The sequence below is a fragment of the Paraburkholderia humisilvae genome, assembly GCF_902859855.1.
GTDB classification, from domain to species: Bacteria; Pseudomonadota; Gammaproteobacteria; order Burkholderiales; family Burkholderiaceae; genus Paraburkholderia; species Paraburkholderia humisilvae.
In genome coordinates this window covers 167827-183918 of record NZ_CADIKH010000005.1, presented here as the reverse complement: position 1 = coordinate 183918, position 16092 = coordinate 167827, and the positions used below count along the sequence as shown (strand labels likewise).

The following is a 16092-nucleotide window of genomic DNA, read 5'->3' as shown; positions in this document are numbered from 1 at the left end:
GCGGCGCCTCCCACAGCAGAAGGCGCGGCATGCCGCACCTGCCCTCGCACGCCTGGCCCGCACCCCTAACCCGCATTACCTGACGCGCGGTCCGGCTCGCGCGCGGGCAACTCGCCCGATACGCGCAAACGGTCGGCCATCCGCACCAGATGCGGCAATGACCTGGCGGCCATCTTGCGCATCACGTGCCCGCGATGAATCTGCAGCGTGACCTCGCTGATACCGAGTATTGCCGCGGCCTGCTTGTTCAGGAAGCCTGATGCGATGAGCGGCAGCACTTCGCGTTCGCGCGGCGTCAGTAACGAAAACCGCCCCAGAAGCCGCGCATGTTCGGCGCGCATCGCGCGGGCATTGCGGTCCTGTTCGAACGCCGTTCTGACCGCTTGCATCAGTTCGTGATGGCCAAACGGCTTGATCAGAAAATCGATTGCGCCCGCCTTGATCGCGCGCACCGACGATGCAACATCCGCGTACCCGGAAATAAACACGATCGGCGGATGATCACTGCCCGCGAGTTGCGTCTGCAGATTGAGCCCGGTGCCGTCGGGCAAGCGCATGTCGAGAATCAGGCACGCATTCTTCGGAGGACGTTCGAACGCACGGTAGCGCGCGATCGAATCAAACCCGATTGTTGCAACTCCCTCTGACCCGAGCAGTTCGCTGATCGATTCACGAATGCGCGAGTCGTCGTCGACCACATAAGCCACCGCCTCTTCACAACTGATGTCCATTGCGTGCGTCAAGTAGCAAAATCGCATCGAAAGCGACACTGTAGAGCAGATTGGCAAATCGCATCGTTGAAAATTTTCATCGCGGACGATGCGGTAATCATCGCGGACCGCTACGCGACGGCCATTGTTTCAAGCCGTGCAACGCGAGCCATGGAAATCCGTTCGCGCGGCGTAACGAAGCGGCGTGAAGCTAGCGCTACTAAGTGTTTTACCAAAACCGCAACGATGAAAGCACACTGTAACGACGTGCGTATTTCAAGCGCTGAAACGATCCGTGGCGGTCGGTCGCCCGATCATCGCGCGCTTGAGCGCGTGAGTGCCGCGTTTATATTCAATGAGCCACACGCAAGCCCGCATGCATGGGCGCAGGCGTAATACCAGGCATCAGTAAGTTGCCTCATAATAGGGATGCCCTTCCCCTTGGTCCGGCGACGCCGCCTTTACCGACAAATGCCTTGCACTCATCACAGACGTGCAAAGACTGCGTATGTTTGCGCATCGGTCCGTTAGCAGAAGCGCGATCTCGCGAGGTCAAACATGGTTGCTCATCCCACGTACTCGTACTCCGCTGCGACAACCGGATTGCGGCACTACGCCGTCGCTCTGCTGTTGACCGCAGGTGCGACGTTGCTCGCGTGGTTCACGAAGGCCCATGCGTCGTGCTATCTGCTCGCCGTGATCATGAGTTCGCTCTACGGCGGCCGCGCGGCGGGCCTCGTCACGCTTGCGTCATCGCTCGTCTGTTTTATATTTCTGATCGCACTGCCACCCGCGAATGTGCTCGCGGCAGGTGAGATTCCCCGGCTGATTGTGTTCGTGATCGTCTGTGTGATCGTCAACGATCTGGTCACGTCCCGGCGCAAGGCACGCAGCGCACTGCACGAACGGGCTTCGCAGGCGCCCGGTACGTCCGCCGCCGCACCATGGACTGATCGAGCGCGCACGGGTCCAGCAACGTTTAGTGTCGCTGACGAGTTCACGCGTGTCGCGCGCGTCGACCGGGTCACGCTGTTCGGCGACCCGGTCGGCAATCGGGCCGGAGGGTTCGCCCGCGAAAACGTCGCGCAGTCGCCCGGCCCCATCCCTGCGACGACGGTGCTAGCGTCCAGCACGAGCACCCGGGGCGACGCCGGCGCCGCGCCTGGCCCGTACAGCGGCGTGCACCACCCGCCCGCGCAGGTGCAGGACACGAGCGAAGAGGCGTTGCGCAACGCAATCGACAGCTTTCCTTGCATGGTCGTCATCACCGATGCCGAAGGGCGTCTGCAGTACGCGAACCGGCAAGTGCTGCAGTTCGTCGGCAAAGAGGCAAGCGAACTGATCGACAGCGGCTGCACGCACCTGCTGCATGCCGACGACGCATCGCGCGTGATCGCCGGGCGGCGCCGCTCGCATGAGACGGGCATTGCGCTGACCACGACCTACCGGCTGCGCCGCCACGATGGCGAATACCGCTGGATCGAAACGCGCATGCAGCCGTTGCACGATGCACAAGGACGCATCGTGCGCTGGTATGGCGTGCACATGGACGTGCACGAAAGCATGACGACCGCGCACGCGTTGCGTGACACGCAAGCACAGTTGTCGCGCGCCTCGCAGATCGCGACGGTCGCCGAACTCTCCGCGTCGATTGCGCACGAGGTCAACCAGCCGCTTGCCGCGATGGTCACGAATGGCCACGCATGCCTCAACTGGCTGCGCGCGAAGCAACCGAATCTGGAGCGCGCCGCGACCGCGGCCGAGCGGATCGTACGCGACGGCACCACCGCCGCGGAGGTGATCCGCCGCATTCGCGCGCTATTCCGTCAGGCGCAGCCGATCATCGGGCCGTTCGATATCAACGCGACCATTCACGAAGTGCTCGGGCTGATGCACCGCGAACTGCGGCACCATCAGATCGCGCTCGAACTCGATCTGGATGCAGCGCTGCCGGCGCTGAACGCGGACCGTCTGCAGATCCAGCAGACGCTCTTCAATCTGGTTGACAACGCGATCGACGCGCTCAGGCACGTCGCCGTTCACCGCCGGCGGCTTGTGATCCGCTCGACACGCGACGGCATCGATCATCTGCTGATCGAGATCCGTGACCACGGGCCCGGCCTCGACGACACAAACCACATCTTCCAGCCGTTCTTCACAACCAAGCAGGACGGCATGGGCATGGGTCTCGCGATCTGCCGCTCGATTATCGAGGCGCACGGCGGCCTGTTGTGGGCCACCAATCGCGAGGACCCGGGCCGCGGCAAACAAGGCGCCACGTTGCATCTGCGGCTGCCGTTCGCGCATGCGCAGCGCAACACGATGCTGATTCCGATCGATTCAATCCCGGTCGGTCAGCTGCACGGACAGTCGCGGTGATTCGCCGTCACGTCGCGTCGTGGCGGCGCGAACGGCGCCGCGAGCGTGCGAATCGAGCCCCCCGCAGCCCTCGCCGCACACCCGGCGCGTCAATCCGCGCCCGCACACGCGCGCGTTCAGTCGAGCCGCGCCTTGATGCGCCACCGGTTTGGCGTATCACCGACGAGCCGTCTGAATACCGTCGTGAAGTGCGCCTGGCTGCGAAAGCCGCAATCCAGTGCGACGTCGAGCAGCGTTTTCTCCGACCGCTGCAGTAGACGCTGCGCCTGCTCGACACGCCGCCGCAGCAGATACGTGTGCGGCGTATAGCCGGTCGAGCAGCGAAACTGCGCGGCAAAGTGCATGCGCGTGAGACCGACGCTCGCCGCGATGTCGTTAAGGCGGACCGGGTCGGCGAGGTGCGCATCGATAAAGTCGAACGCACGGCGCAGCCGCCATTGCGGCAGCGGTGTCGCGCGCGCGGCCGCTGGCGGCGCGCGTCGCGTAAAGTGCCGCTCGAGCAGACGCGCGACGATCGCAATGCAGATGCTGTCGACGTACAGCGAAGCGAACGTCGCATCGGCGTATTGAATATCAGCGAGTGCCCGGCTCAGGCGTTCGAGCGAGGTGTCGCGCGTGATCTGCGATACGCCGAGCGCCAGTTCGCCCGCGTGCGGACGCCCAAACGCCTCTTCGTAATGACGCTCCAGCAGAGTCTGTGGAATGAACAGATGAATCACGTCGCATGCGGCGCGAAAAACCGCCTCGGCGCTCTCGCCAGGGCCTGTCACATGCATCGAACCCGGCGCGAGCTGTCCGTCGAACAGCAGCGAACCCGAGCGAAACCGCGCAGTAGTCGGTTTCAGCACGATGCCGACCGTATGCCGGTCCGCTCCGCTCGTGCATCGATGTTCGACGCCATCCACGTGCTGCTGCGTCCAGCGCGACGCGATCACATAATCGCGGCGCGCGCCGTGCGCGTCGGCATCGCGCGCGTCCGGCGCCGCATGCTGCGGCGGCGGCACACGCCAGCGATCCTCCAGCGCGACCAGCTCGCGCGGCGGCGCGGTGACTTCGCCTCGCGCGTCGTGCTGGACGACGCACGCGGGCATCTGCGTGGCGGTGTCGATACCGATGCGGTGTTCTTCGTTGTTCATGATGGCCTCCGTGACGACGCATCGAAGCCACGCGAAACCGCGGACGCGGCATCGGATACTGCGCCGCGTGAGCCTGCACGAGCGCAGTCGCATGACCTCGAGCACTGGCTTTCGATGCTAGTCGACACAGCGCGATGCGCAAATCATGTCTATCCGTTAGACCTGTGTAAGGTCCGCGCCAAACGCGGCAAGCGGCCGTCCGCAAAAGCGTAACGGCCGCAGTATGGCTGCCGCAAGCGCCGCACCGCGCGCCTGGTCGTTCTTCAACGCATGCAACAATCACCGCGGCGTGCGTGACGCGTTCAATGAATGCCGGTTTCGTCGACCATCTCGAAGAGCTTATGGTTATCACTATAGTCGACGTGTACGCCGACAATCACCGGCCCCGGCGTATCAAACGCTTTTTTGAGCACGGGCACGATGTCGTCCGCGGTCCGGATCATCAGGCCGGTCACGCCGAATGCCTGCGCATAGAGAACCGGATCGTATGGCCCGAGATCGACACCGGAGCCGCGCCCGTACTTGATGATTTCCTGCACGCGCACCATGTCGTACGAGCCGTCGATCCAGATCATATGCACGAGGTTCGACTTCAGCCGCACGGCGGTTTCGAGTTCCATGGCCGAAAACAGGAAGCCGCCATCGCCGGAAATCGACACACTTTTTCGTGCGGACGCACGAGCGTCGCTGCGATCGCCCATGGCAGCGCGACACCGAGCGTCTGCTGGCCGTTCGAGATCAGCACCTGGCGCGCACGGAAGCTGTACAGATGCCGCGCAAGCCACAAATGGAACGAACCGATGTCGAGGCACAACGTCACGTCGTCGCCAAGCATCGGCTGCAATGCCGCGACGAACCGCAGCGGATGCACCGGCGCACCGCTTTTCGACGCCGCCGCATCGGCCAGATGCCGGCGTTCTTTGTCGATCGCGTCCAGCATGCTCGACGCGATCGCCGGGCGCGCGTGCCGGTCCACCCGCGGCGACAGCGCCGCGAGCGTCTGTCCGATGTCTCCCGTCAGTTCGACCGCCGGACAATAGCAGTTGTCGAGATCCGCGGGCAGCGCGTCGATGTGAATGACCGGCCGTTTCGATGTGCTGTTCCAGATCGACGGATCGTACTCGACCGGGTCATAGCCGATCGTGATCACGACGTCGGCGGCTTCGAGCAGCCGGTCGGCGGGCTGGTTCGCGAGCTGGCCGACCCGGCCGCCGAAGTTCGCCATCAGATGCGCGCCGACCGCGCCGATCGACTGGAACGTGCCGACCACCGGAAGATTGTTGTGCGCGATAAACGCACGCACCGCCTCCGCGTGGTCCGGCCGGCTGGCGAGCAGCCCAAGCAGCACCACCGGCGTGCGCGCCGCGCTGATCAGGCGCGCCGCTTCGCGCATCGCGGCGCCATCGGCGACGCCGGCACCGGCAAACGATGGCGGCGTCAACAGGCGCCCCTGTGCCGGCGCTCCCATGATGTCTTTCGGAAGACTGACGAATGCGGAACCGGGCCGGCCCGATTCGGCTGCGCGAAACGCGTTCGACACCACTTCGGCGACGCTCTCCGGCGAGCCCACCGCGGCGCTGAACTTCGTGACGGGCTTGCAGATCGACACGGAATCCATCGTCTGATGAATCTGCTTTAACGTCTCGGCCGTAGCGACCGCGCCGCCGAGCGCGACCACCGGGTCGCCTTCCGAACTGGCGGTTGCAAGGCCGGTGACGAGGTTCGACACGCCCGGTCCCGACGTTGCGATCGCCACCCCGGCCTTGCCGGTCATCCGGCCGATTCCTCCGGCGATAAACGCGGCGTTCTGCTCGTGACGGCATACGACGGTCTGGATCGACGAATCGACGAGCGCGTTGAATACCGCATCGATCTTCGCGCCTGGCACGCCGAACACATGCTTCACGCCGCGCTCCTCGAGCGTTCTGACGACCACTTCGGCGCCGGTCTTCGGCTGCGGTCTGGATTGATCTGACATGACGACGGATTCCTCAGTGAGATTGTTCGGCGTAGGCGAGTTCGGCCGCCGCGTTGCGGCTCAGGTCCGCTTTCAGAAACGGCTCCGTCGATGGCAGCGCGAGATGGAAGTCGGTCAGCTTTTCGACCCGCAAACGCAGTTCACGGCTCGCGCATTCGAGCAGATGGCCACCTTGGGTCCGGTCGTCCGACAGAAAATGGAAGTGATAGCCGGGCACGCTGAACGCGCTCGAAAATCCCGGCGACCAGATGCCGATCAGCGTGCCTTCAACATCGTTGAACATGAACTCATGCTGTTGTTTCGCGGCATCGACGAGCCGGCTGTGCTTTTTCGCAGGCGACACCGCGCGTGTGCGCACCGAATCGAAGCGGCCATCGAGCCGCACCGCGAAAAAGAGATTGCTCGACGCACGCTGCGCATCGCACAACTCGTACAGCCGCTTGAGCGTCGGCGCCGCGGCCAGCGTGGTGTCGATCTCAGGATCGAAATGCGTGACAACCGCGAACGGCGCCTGCGCATCAGGACCGGCTTCGAGCACTTCGCCGTCGCCTTTCGCCTGATAGACGCGTCCTTCGAGAATGATCATTTCGCCGTCGAGTCCCGCGAACGTGCCCAGACCGAAGTCGCCGTGCTGCAAGATCACTGCGGCGCTGACTACACCGCCAAACAGGCCGGACACGAGCGCGCCGGACGTCGATACCTGGAACAGCGTATGAACGGGAGGTTCGGCCGGCGGCTCCCGGTCCGCAATAGCTTGACTCATTGCATCCTCATGCTTGCGAATAGAGGGACGCCGCACGCCGCTGGCACGAAGAGGAAGCGCAACGCTTACCGGAATCTCATGCGGGGCGGGCAGCCACAGATGCGGCAAGATTGCAGGCCGCATTGCGGGCAAGTGTGCCTTCGCGAAATACGATGGGCTTTTCGTCGTGCACGAAAATTTCAATGCGGCACGAAGCACCGGAACGGCACCGGGTTTTCAGAACGTTACGGCTTGGCGTACGTCACGCAGTGCCGTACGCCAAGGCCTGGCGGGAAGAACATGCGACGCGTGCGATGCGGGTGTATGCCATTGCGAAGTACGCCAACACATTCCATTACAAAACAGTTCAGCTATCCGCACAGCGCGTGGGAATAACAGCCGGCGCCGCTGCGTTTCAATCACCGTCATCACAGCGTTGCTGCTGCGAGCCGGCACCCTCGTTCTCTTTCGATAAGATACCTATGGATATATCCCAAACCCGTTCGTCTTCCGCTTCCGCAGCCACTTCATGGTCGCGGCTCGCGATTTTCTTTCATTGGGCGACCGCGCTCGCCATCGCAGTGGGCCTCTTCGCGATCGAAATCCGCGGACCCAAAGGGTCCGACAGTCGCGTATTCTGGACCGCGGTGCATGTGTGGGCCGGCACCGTCGTGCTGTGCCTGTCGGTGCTACGCGTGCTGTGGACGTTGTGGCATGGCACGCCGCGCGAGTTGCCGCACAGTCGCATCCAGCTGTTTCTTGCGCGCCTCGCGCATCTTGCGCTGTATCTGCTGGTGCTGGTTCAACCGCTGTTAGGCATTGCGATGATCAATACCAGCGGTAGCGCGGTGCATCTGGCCGGCACCAGCGTGCAATTGCGCTTCTTCGCAAAGGACCCGCTCGCGCATCAGTTTCTGCACGACGCGCATTTTCTGATCGGCAATGTGGCGTTCTGGCTGATCGGCTTGCATGCGCTCGCTGCAATCGTGCATCACACCGTGTTCAAGGATGCGACGCTGGTACGCATGCTGCGCGTCACGCGGAACCAGTGACCGACGCATAGCGGCGATGCGTTAATCGTGATGCGCGTCGTGCGCATCACGCGTCGTCCCGTTCCCATATTTCATAGCCCGTCGCGCGACGGATCAGTCCGTCGCCGATGTGGAAGGTATTCAAACGCCGCACGCGCGCGTGCGCGCCAACCGGCAGCGGACAATTGTCCAGCGCGTCGCCCGCGATCGTGAAGCGCACCAGCGAATCGACGAACACGCGCTCGGCGGTCGCGAACTGCTCGAGCGATTTGAAGCGCAGGTCGCGCACGTTGTGAAAGAACCGCAGATAGTTCGCCCTGATCGCCACCGCGCCGCTGTAACTGACATTGCGTAACGGCGCTTCCCAGACCGCGTCGAACGCGTAAAGCCGCAAGCATTCGTCGAGGCGCTGCGCATGCTCTTCCTGCAGGACCAGGCCGACGAGGTCGAGGGCATACTGGCGCCGATCCTCATCCGTTTCCGTTGTCGCGCGGCGCGACAGGATCGAATCGACGCTGTCGACACGTCTCGCGCCGTTGGCACAGGATGCCTGCCGATCGATCATCGTTTGCTCCTCCTCTCTTTCGCATCGCCACGCCGGTACACATCATGTGCACCGCGCTGCGTGATCGCCGAGGAGGCGCGAGCGGGCCTAGCCGCGCAGCTTAACCGCCCGCTCGTACCGCAAAGTGCCTCCGTTATCAAAACACGCGAAGCGTGAACGCTATTCCAGAACGCCGCGCCCATGCTTGGCACCGTGCTCGCAGGCGATGCGTCGAAGCCGTCGCAATACATAGTCATCACCATCAATGCGCACCGATACCTAGCATGTATTCGCGACGCACATCGAGCGAAACGCGTCGCGGCGCACCGCCAAGGTGCGCCGGCTGGCACCGCTTCACTGATTCGAACCAACGGAATTCGAAGAAAAATGACCCAACACCACCCAACCGATGCCGCGCCGCCGCGCCGCGCCTTTATCGCCGACATGGCCCGGCTCGCCGCGGCGGGCGTCGTGAGCGGATGGACGCCGATCGGCCAGATCGCCGCTCACGCGCAAGGTGCAGGCGCGACGCCATCTGGCTTTCCGTCGGGGATCGCACTGTACCGGCAAGCGTTCCAGAACTGGAGCGGCGAGATCGCCATCGCGAACGTCTGGACCGCGGCGCCCGCCACGCCCGCGGATATCGTCGCGATCGTCAACTGGGCACGCGCGACCGGTTATCGCGTGCGCCCGCGCGGCTATATGCACAACTGGTCGCCACTGACGGTCGAACCGGGCGGCGCCGCGCCACAGGTCGTGCTGCTCGACATGACGAGGTCGCTAACGAAGGTGTGGGTCGACGCGGCGGCGCGGCCCGCGCGCGTGACCGCGCAGACCGGCGTGTCGCTCGAAACGCTGCTCGCCACGCTCGAGACCTACGGACTCGGCGTCACCGCATGTCCGGCGCCAGGCGACATCACGCTTGGTGGCGCGCTTGCGATCGGCGCGCACGGCACCGCGATTCCCGCCGCGCGCGAAACACCGCTGCTGGGGCATACATACGGTTCGCTCAGCAATCTGATCCTGTCGCTGACCGCCGTGGTGTTCGACGCGGGCAAGCAGCAATACGTACTGCGCACATTCACGCGCAGCGACCCGGAAATCGGCGCGTTTCTGGTGCATGTCGGCCGTGCTCTGATCGTCGAGGTGACGCTCGCGGCCGGTGCGAACCAGCGGCTGCGCTGCCAGAGCTTCGTCGACATTCCCGCGTCGGAACTGTTCGCGTCGAGCGGGTCGCGCGGGCGCACGATCGCGTCGTTTCTCGACCAGTCGGGCCGCATGGAAGCGATCTGGTTTCCGTTCACGAACTGCCCGTGGCTCAAGGTGTGGACCGTCCAACCCGTCAAGCCGATTTTTGCACGCACGGTGACGCAGCCATTCAACTACCCGTTTTCTGATTCGATACCGCAGCCGCTGTCGGAGCTCGTCAAGCGCATCGTGACGCGCGGCGAGTGCAACCTGACGCCGCTCTTCGGTCAGATGCAGATGTCCATCGTCACCGCGGGGCTCGCACTGACGCTGTCGTCCGATCTCTGGGGCTGGTCGCGCAATCTGCTGCAATACATCCGTCCGTCGACGTTGCGCGTGACCGCCAATGGCTATGCGGTGGTCACGCGGCGCGCCGACGTGCAGCGGGCCGTCGCGGAGTTCGTGCAGTTCTATCAGAACCGCGTCGACGTGTACCGCGCACGCGGCGAGTACCCGATGAACGGACCGGTCGAGATTCGCGTGACCGGCCTCGACCAGCCGGCCGATGCAGGCAACGGCGCCGCCGTGCCGTTGCTGTCGCCGCTCAGGCCGCGCGCCGACCGGCCGGACTGGGACATCGCAATTTACTTCGACATCCTGACGATGCCGGGAACGCCCGCCGCCAATCGCTTTTACCGTGAAATCGAGCAATGGATGCTGTCGAACTATGCGGGCTCGTATGCGACCGTGCGGCCGGAGTGGTCGAAAGGCTGGGCGTATACCGACGGCGCCGCGTGGCAGGACGCGGCGATGATCGGCTCGACGATTCCGGCGTTGCTGAGCGACGGTGAGCCGCCTGCCGGCAGGTGGGATGCGGCGCGCACGATATTGAACCGGTACGACCCGCAGCGCATCTTTTCGTCTGCGCTGCTCGACCGGTTGTTGCCCTGACGCTCGCCGCACAACCCGGCGCAACGTAATTGGCAGGCCGCGGTCGCCGGCCCGCCCTACCCGGCCAGACGGGCTATCTGGCGCAATCCATGACAAGGACACGATCGTGATTTCCGCACTCTCGAATAGTCAACGCGCAAGTTCCGGCACCCACTACGGCGATGACGACTCGTCCGATGGACCGATGATCAAGGGCATCAACAAGTTCAACGACGCGCTGAACGGCCCCTTTCTTTCCTCGTTCGGGCAGGCTCTCAACCATGTGCCCATTGTTGGGCCCATCGCTCATGTCATACCGGATATGGGCGGTCACATCCTGTCGAAGATGGGTGAAGGGTTCGCCCATATGCTCGGCGAGAAGGGCGCAGTCCACACTCATTTCGAGCATGAATGGCTAGGGCTTGATAACGGCAAACCAACCGGCGACGGTAACGGACTGAGTCTGAAGGGTCGCCACCCCTGGCCCCCGTCGAAGACCCTCGACGCATCGAACGACGGGGCGATGCATGCCACGACGTCGAGCGTGCAGCGGACGTCCGCCCGCAGCGTCTCCACACCGGCTGGGTACGGTATCGATCGCTTCGATGACAGCGTCCCGGATCGGCGTATCGCCACACAGCTTGCGCTGGCGAGCCGTCCGATCGACTTGCATCGCTTTGCCGACGTGAGCGACGGGGTCAGCGAACGCAGGTTCAGCGTCGACATTCGCGACTGACCGGCGACCCGGCAATGGATCTGACGCCGACGCATGTTCTTGTGCGCACGGCTAATCACCCTACAAACCCTTATTGACCGGCGCATGCGGTCGCACGTGCCGAACGATCCCGGCCAGACGGGTTATCTGGCATCAACACTCCACGAGGAACGACAGTTATGTGTATTCAAGCGATAGCGAGTCTACTGCAAGGCAACATCGGCGGCGCCGTTTGCGCCGAAGCGAATGCGTGGGGCCTCGGCGGCGCGGGCGCGAACGCGGGTGCGGGCGCGAACGCGGGTGCGGGCGCGACCCAAGGCGCAGGCGGCAGCCATCATGCGTGCGCATCGCATCACGAAAGCTCGCAGGCGTCGCGCTGCGGTTCGGCATCGCGCCATGACCGCGGTGGCGCCGCGTTCGAAAAAACCACCACGCAAACGCGGGTCGGCAGCGACGGCAGCGTCACGCAAAAAACGACGCATGTCAGTTCAAACGCATCGGGAGCCGGCTATGGCGGCCGCGGTGAATACGGCGGATGGGCAAACCATGGGTCGGGTTACGGCCGCTCCTACGAGAACAGTAGCGTCCGGAGTTACGACCACGTAAACGACTGCGCGGCATGGCGCTCCAGCGGCGCCGAGCTGGCACGCTCGGGCGCGCTGGCGGGAGGCGGTTCGTTCGCGGCCGCCAGCGTTTCGATCATGCCGACCGGGCTCCTGAGCCTGTTCGGCGGCCTCCTCGGCGGCACCCGGCAGCCAGCCGTCTGATCGCCGCCCGGCACGGATATCGAGGCATCCGACCGCGCGTGTGCCGCACATCCGGGCCCGGCACGCGCGCGGTCGGACCCGTGGCCGTCCGGCAAGCGCCGACCCATGCGCCGACACCCAACGGCCGCTGCCCGCGCGACGGCCATTTGCCTTTCCTGTCGCGGCGTGTATGCTCGCCCACGCGGCAAGCGTGGCGTCCATGCTACGATGCCCTGAACCGTCTCGAGCCTCGACCCGACATGGCAACCCTTTATACGAAGCTAGGCGTAGCGGAAGACGCGAGCGCCGCCGAAATCAAGCGTGCGTATCGCAAAGCCGCAATGAAATGGCACCCCGACCGCAATGCCGGCAACGAGGAAGCCGCGCGCACAACGTTCCTCGACATCAAGGACGCGTACGAAATCCTGTCCGACCCGGAAAAGCGCAAGGTCTACGACTCGGTCTATGCGAGTGAGATGCATCGCTGGCAGACACAGCATAAGCGCCATCAGGAACGGCAGCACCAGCAACACCAGCAGCAGCACCACCAGCAGCAGCACCACCAGCAGCAACAGGAACAGCAGCGGCAGCGCGACCACGAAAGATCGGAGCGGGCGCGGCGCCAGCGCGCCGAAGACGCCGCAGCCGACGCGCAATACGCGGAGCGCGTCACGTTCGCGATGCGCTTTGTCGAGCAAGGCTATGGCCGTGACGTGATTTTCGGCGTGCTGCTCGGCCGCGATTGCCCGCCGCACCTCGCGGCGCGCATCGCGGACAGCGTCTGGGCGCTGCATCAATCGCGCGCCGGCGCGGCGCATGCAAACGGCGTGCGCCGGAAAACCGCGCCGCGCTCGCGCAGCACGACCGCGGCCGCGGCCGTGACGCCGCGCGGCAACGGCGGTAAACCGGGGGCGCGTGGCAAAAAACCCGCCGGCTTCTTCGATACGCTGTGGCACAGCTTCTTCGGCGTACGCTCGTAACACCGCGCGCCGGGCGTGCCCGAGCCTGAACGTATGACGAAACGCGGGACGGGCGCCAGCCTGGCCGCCCGTCCCGCTTGTCGACAACCGTCCCGAAACGTCGTCAACCCTCGGTCAACCCTCAGTCAAACCTCAACGAGCCTGCTTGAGCGCACGGCCGCTCAGCGTTGCCATGGCGGCATCCGGGTGGCATCGCCACGGCTCGCATCGCCGCTCCGGTAACGCGCAATCGCATCGCGTACGACGGCCCGATCAATTTCGCCATCATCAGCAAGGGCATTCAGCGCGGCGATCACGATCGACGCACGATCCACTTCGAAGAACGCACGCAACGCGCTGCGCGTGTCGCTGCGTCCGAAGCCGTCCGTGCCGAGTGTCACATAGCGGCGCGGCACGTACGCACGAATCAGTTCGGGCACGGCGCGTACGTAATCGGTCGCGGCAATCACCGGCCCCTGTGTCACGCCAAGCGCGCGCGTCACGTACGGTATCGGCACGTCTGCCGAGGAGTCGGGCGATGCGCCGGCATGACGCGCGTCGCGCTCCGCGGCCATCCCGTCGCGCTGCAATTCGGTAAAGCTCGTCACGCTCCACACCGCGGCCTCGATTTGCCAGTCGTCGGCCAGCATCCGCTGTGCGGCGATCGCTTCGCGCAGGATCGCGCCGGAGCCGAGCAGCTGTACGCGCGCGCTGTGCGGCTGGGCAGCGTCGGGCAACCGGTAGATTCCCTTCAGGATCGGCTCGCGCAGCGCCTCGAAAGCCCCGGCCATCACCGACGGCTGCGCGTAGTTCTCGTTGGTGACCGTCATGTAATAGAACACGTCGCGCTGTTCCTCGACCATCTCGCGCATCCCCGCATCGACGATCGCGGCCACTTCGTACGCGAAAGCCGGATCGTAGGCGCGGCAGTTCGGAATGGTCGACGCCGCGAGATGGCTGGTGCCGTCCTGATGCTGCAGGCCTTCGCCGCCAAGCGTCGTCTTGCCGGCCGTCGCGCCGATCAGGAAACCGCGCGCGCGTTGATCGGCCGCCGCCCAGATCAGGTCGCCGACGCGCTGGAAACCGAACATCGAGTAGTAGATGTAGAACGGCAGCATCGGCAGATCGTGCACGCTGTACGACGTCGCCGCCGAAATCCACGACGACACCGCGCCCGCTTCCGAGATACCTTCCTCGAGAATCTGCCCGCGCGTGTCCTCGCGGTAGTACAGCATCGAGCCGAGGTCTTCCGGCTCGTACAACTGCCCGAGCGGCGAATAGATACCGACCTGGCGGAACATGTTCGCCATGCCGAACGTACGCGCCTCGTCGGCGACGATCGGCACGATGCGCTGCCCGATTTCGCGGTCCTTCAGCAGGGCGGTCAGCATCCGCACCAACGCCATCGTCGTCGAGATTTCGCGGTCGTTCGCGTCGAGTGCGAACTGCGCCCAGTGCGGCAGCGGCGGCACCGCGAGCCCGCGTGTCGCGCTGCGCTGGCGGCGCGGCAGATAGCCGCCGAGCGCGGCGCGGCGCGCGTGCAGGTACTGCATTTCAGGGCTATCGGCGGCGGGCTTGTAGAACTTCAGCTGTTCGACATCATCGTCCGAAAGCGGCAAACGGAAGCGGTCGCGGAACGCCTTCAGTTCGTCAACGCCAAGCTTTTTCTGCTGATGCGTGGTCATCCGCCCCTGGCCTCCCGTGCCCATGCCGAAGCCCTTCATCGTTTTCGCCAGAATCACGGTCGGCTGACCGCGATGCTGGCGCGCCTGCGCGTAGGCTGCATACAGCTTGCGCGCGTCGTGGCCGCCGCGCCGCAAGCTGGCGATGTCGTCATCGCTCATCTGCTCGACCAGCGCCGCAAGCGCCGGATTCCGATCAAAGAAATGCGCGCGGTTATAGGCGCCGTCGTTGGCGGAGAAGGTCTGGAACTGGCCGTCCACGGTATGCGAGAACGCGCGCAGCAACGCGCCGGTTTTGTCGCGCGCAAACAGCGCGTCCCAGCCCGAGCCCCACAGGACCTTGATCACGTTCCAGCCCGCGCCGTTGAACTGCGCTTCAAGCTCGTCGACGATACGGCCGTTGCTGCGCACGGGTCCGTCGAGCCGCTGCAGGTTGCAGTTGATCACGAACACGAGATTGTCGAGGCCCTCGCGCGCGGCCAGCGACAGCGCGCCGATCGACTCCGGCTCGTCCATTTCGCCGTCGCCGAAAAAGCCCCAGACGGTGCGCCCCTCGGTCTGCGCGAGGCCGCGATTCTGCAGATAGCGCATGAAGCGCGCCTGGTAAATCGAATTGATCGGACCGATGCCCATCGAGCCGGTTGGGAACTGCCAGAAGTCCGGCATCAGCCACGGGTGCGGATACGAGCACAGTCCGGGACCGGCAATTTCGCGGCGATAGTGACGCAAGTGTCCTTCGTCGAGAAAGCCTTCGAGAAACGCGCGTGCGTATACGCCCGGTGAGGAATGCGGCTGGAAGTACACGAGGTCGCCGCCGATGCCCGCTTCCGCGCCGGGTGCCGCCGCCCGGAAAAAGTGGTTGAAGCCGACTTCGAAAAGATCCGCTGCGGACGCGTAGCTCGCAATATGGCCGCCCAACTCGCCATACGCCTTGTTGGCGCGCACCACCATCGCGAGTGCGTTCCAGCGCAACGCGGCGGCGAGCTTTTCCTCGAGCTCGAGATTGCCCGGGTAGCGGCCCTGCTGCTCGAGCGCGATCGTGTTCGTGTAGGGCGTCACGCGCGTACGCGCCGACTGGATGCCGAGCAAACGCGCATGTTCGGCAAGACGGTCAAACAGGAATTGCGCGCGGTCCTTGCCGGCGTGCGTGAGCACGCCCTCCAGCGCATCCAGCCATTCGACCGTTTCCTGCGGATCGTTGTCCGCACGGATCGCGGGTGTGTCCGCGGGTATGTCCGTGCCGGTCGCGTCTCGCCCGCCCGGTGCCGCATCCGCGCCGCTCAGCGCGAGCGCCATCTTGTCGTTTTGCACCTGCCTCAGTTGAATACTGCCATTGGATAAATCAGTCATCG

The 16092-nt window shown here is 64.6% G+C and carries 12 protein-coding genes and 1 pseudogene; 6 read left to right on the top strand and 7 right to left on the bottom strand.

The features are described from left to right. Positions 1-65 precede the first annotated feature (65 nt). The gene (locus tag HV796_RS06805) at positions 66-731 is read right to left on the bottom strand and encodes a response regulator transcription factor (protein WP_217477854.1); all 666 of its coding nucleotides are present in this window, start codon (positions 729-731) and stop codon (positions 66-68) included. A 537-nt stretch (positions 732-1268) separates the two neighbouring features. On the opposite strand from HV796_RS06805, the gene HV796_RS06800 reads away from it, so the two are divergent. Beyond that, the gene (locus HV796_RS06800; RefSeq protein ID WP_175225701.1) at positions 1269-3089 is read left to right on the top strand and encodes a sensor histidine kinase; all 1821 of its coding nucleotides are present in this window, start codon (positions 1269-1271) and stop codon (positions 3087-3089) included. A gap of 116 nt (positions 3090-3205) precedes the next feature. On the opposite strand, the gene HV796_RS06795 is transcribed toward HV796_RS06800, so the two are convergent. From HV796_RS06795 to budA, 4 genes and pseudogenes are all read right to left on the bottom strand, one after another. Next, positions 3206-4225 carry an AraC family transcriptional regulator gene (locus tag HV796_RS06795; RefSeq protein ID WP_175225700.1) on the bottom strand — a complete coding sequence of 340 codons (1020 nt, stop codon included), beginning with the start codon at positions 4223-4225 and terminating at the stop codon, positions 3206-3208. 302 nt (positions 4226-4527) lie between these two features. Continuing rightward, complete coding sequence (locus tag HV796_RS44030) at positions 4528-5010, bottom strand: thiamine pyrophosphate-dependent enzyme (protein ID WP_246355724.1); 483 nt, start codon at positions 5008-5010, stop codon at positions 4528-4530. Beyond that, a pseudogene (gene alsS, locus HV796_RS06790) lies at positions 4941-6203 on the bottom strand (acetolactate synthase AlsS); the annotation flags it as partial. The gene HV796_RS44030 and the pseudogene alsS, both read right to left, overlap by 70 nt. Positions 6204-6216: 13 nt before the next feature. Next, positions 6217-6966: an acetolactate decarboxylase gene (gene budA / locus HV796_RS06785; protein WP_175225699.1), complete on the bottom strand. Its 750-nt coding sequence runs from the start codon at positions 6964-6966 to the stop codon at positions 6217-6219. Between the two features lie 461 nt (positions 6967-7427). Here budA and HV796_RS06780 point away from each other — a divergent pair, with 461 nt between their 5' ends. Beyond that, on the top strand, positions 7428-7997 hold the full coding sequence (locus HV796_RS06780) for a cytochrome b (RefSeq protein ID WP_175225698.1): 570 nt from the start codon (positions 7428-7430) through the stop codon (positions 7995-7997). Between the two features lie 46 nt (positions 7998-8043). On the opposite strand, the gene HV796_RS06775 is transcribed toward HV796_RS06780, so the two are convergent. Next, positions 8044-8541: a nuclear transport factor 2 family protein gene (locus HV796_RS06775; protein ID WP_175225697.1), complete on the bottom strand. Its 498-nt coding sequence runs from the start codon at positions 8539-8541 to the stop codon at positions 8044-8046. 366 nt (positions 8542-8907) lie between these two features. Between HV796_RS06775 and HV796_RS06770 the strand changes: the two genes are divergently transcribed. From HV796_RS06770 to HV796_RS06755, 4 genes are all read left to right on the top strand, one after another. Further along, positions 8908-10659 (top strand): cholesterol oxidase substrate-binding domain-containing protein, encoded by a 1752-nt coding sequence (locus HV796_RS06770; protein WP_246355723.1) that lies wholly within the window; start codon positions 8908-8910, stop codon positions 10657-10659. Between the two features lie 106 nt (positions 10660-10765). After that, entirely contained in the window at positions 10766-11374 is a 609-nt protein-coding gene (locus HV796_RS06765) for a hypothetical protein (RefSeq protein WP_175225696.1), read from the top strand. Between the two features lie 158 nt (positions 11375-11532). Next, positions 11533-12120 (top strand): hypothetical protein, encoded by a 588-nt coding sequence (locus HV796_RS06760; RefSeq protein WP_175225695.1) that lies wholly within the window; start codon positions 11533-11535, stop codon positions 12118-12120. Between the two features lie 239 nt (positions 12121-12359). Further along, the gene (locus HV796_RS06755; protein WP_175225694.1) at positions 12360-13079 is read left to right on the top strand and encodes a J domain-containing protein; all 720 of its coding nucleotides are present in this window, start codon (positions 12360-12362) and stop codon (positions 13077-13079) included. Between the two features lie 161 nt (positions 13080-13240). On the opposite strand, the gene mdeB is transcribed toward HV796_RS06755, so the two are convergent. After that, positions 13241-16090: an alpha-ketoglutarate dehydrogenase gene (mdeB, locus tag HV796_RS06750; protein ID WP_246355722.1), complete on the bottom strand. Its 2850-nt coding sequence runs from the start codon at positions 16088-16090 to the stop codon at positions 13241-13243. Between the last annotated feature and the right edge of the window lie 2 nt (positions 16091-16092).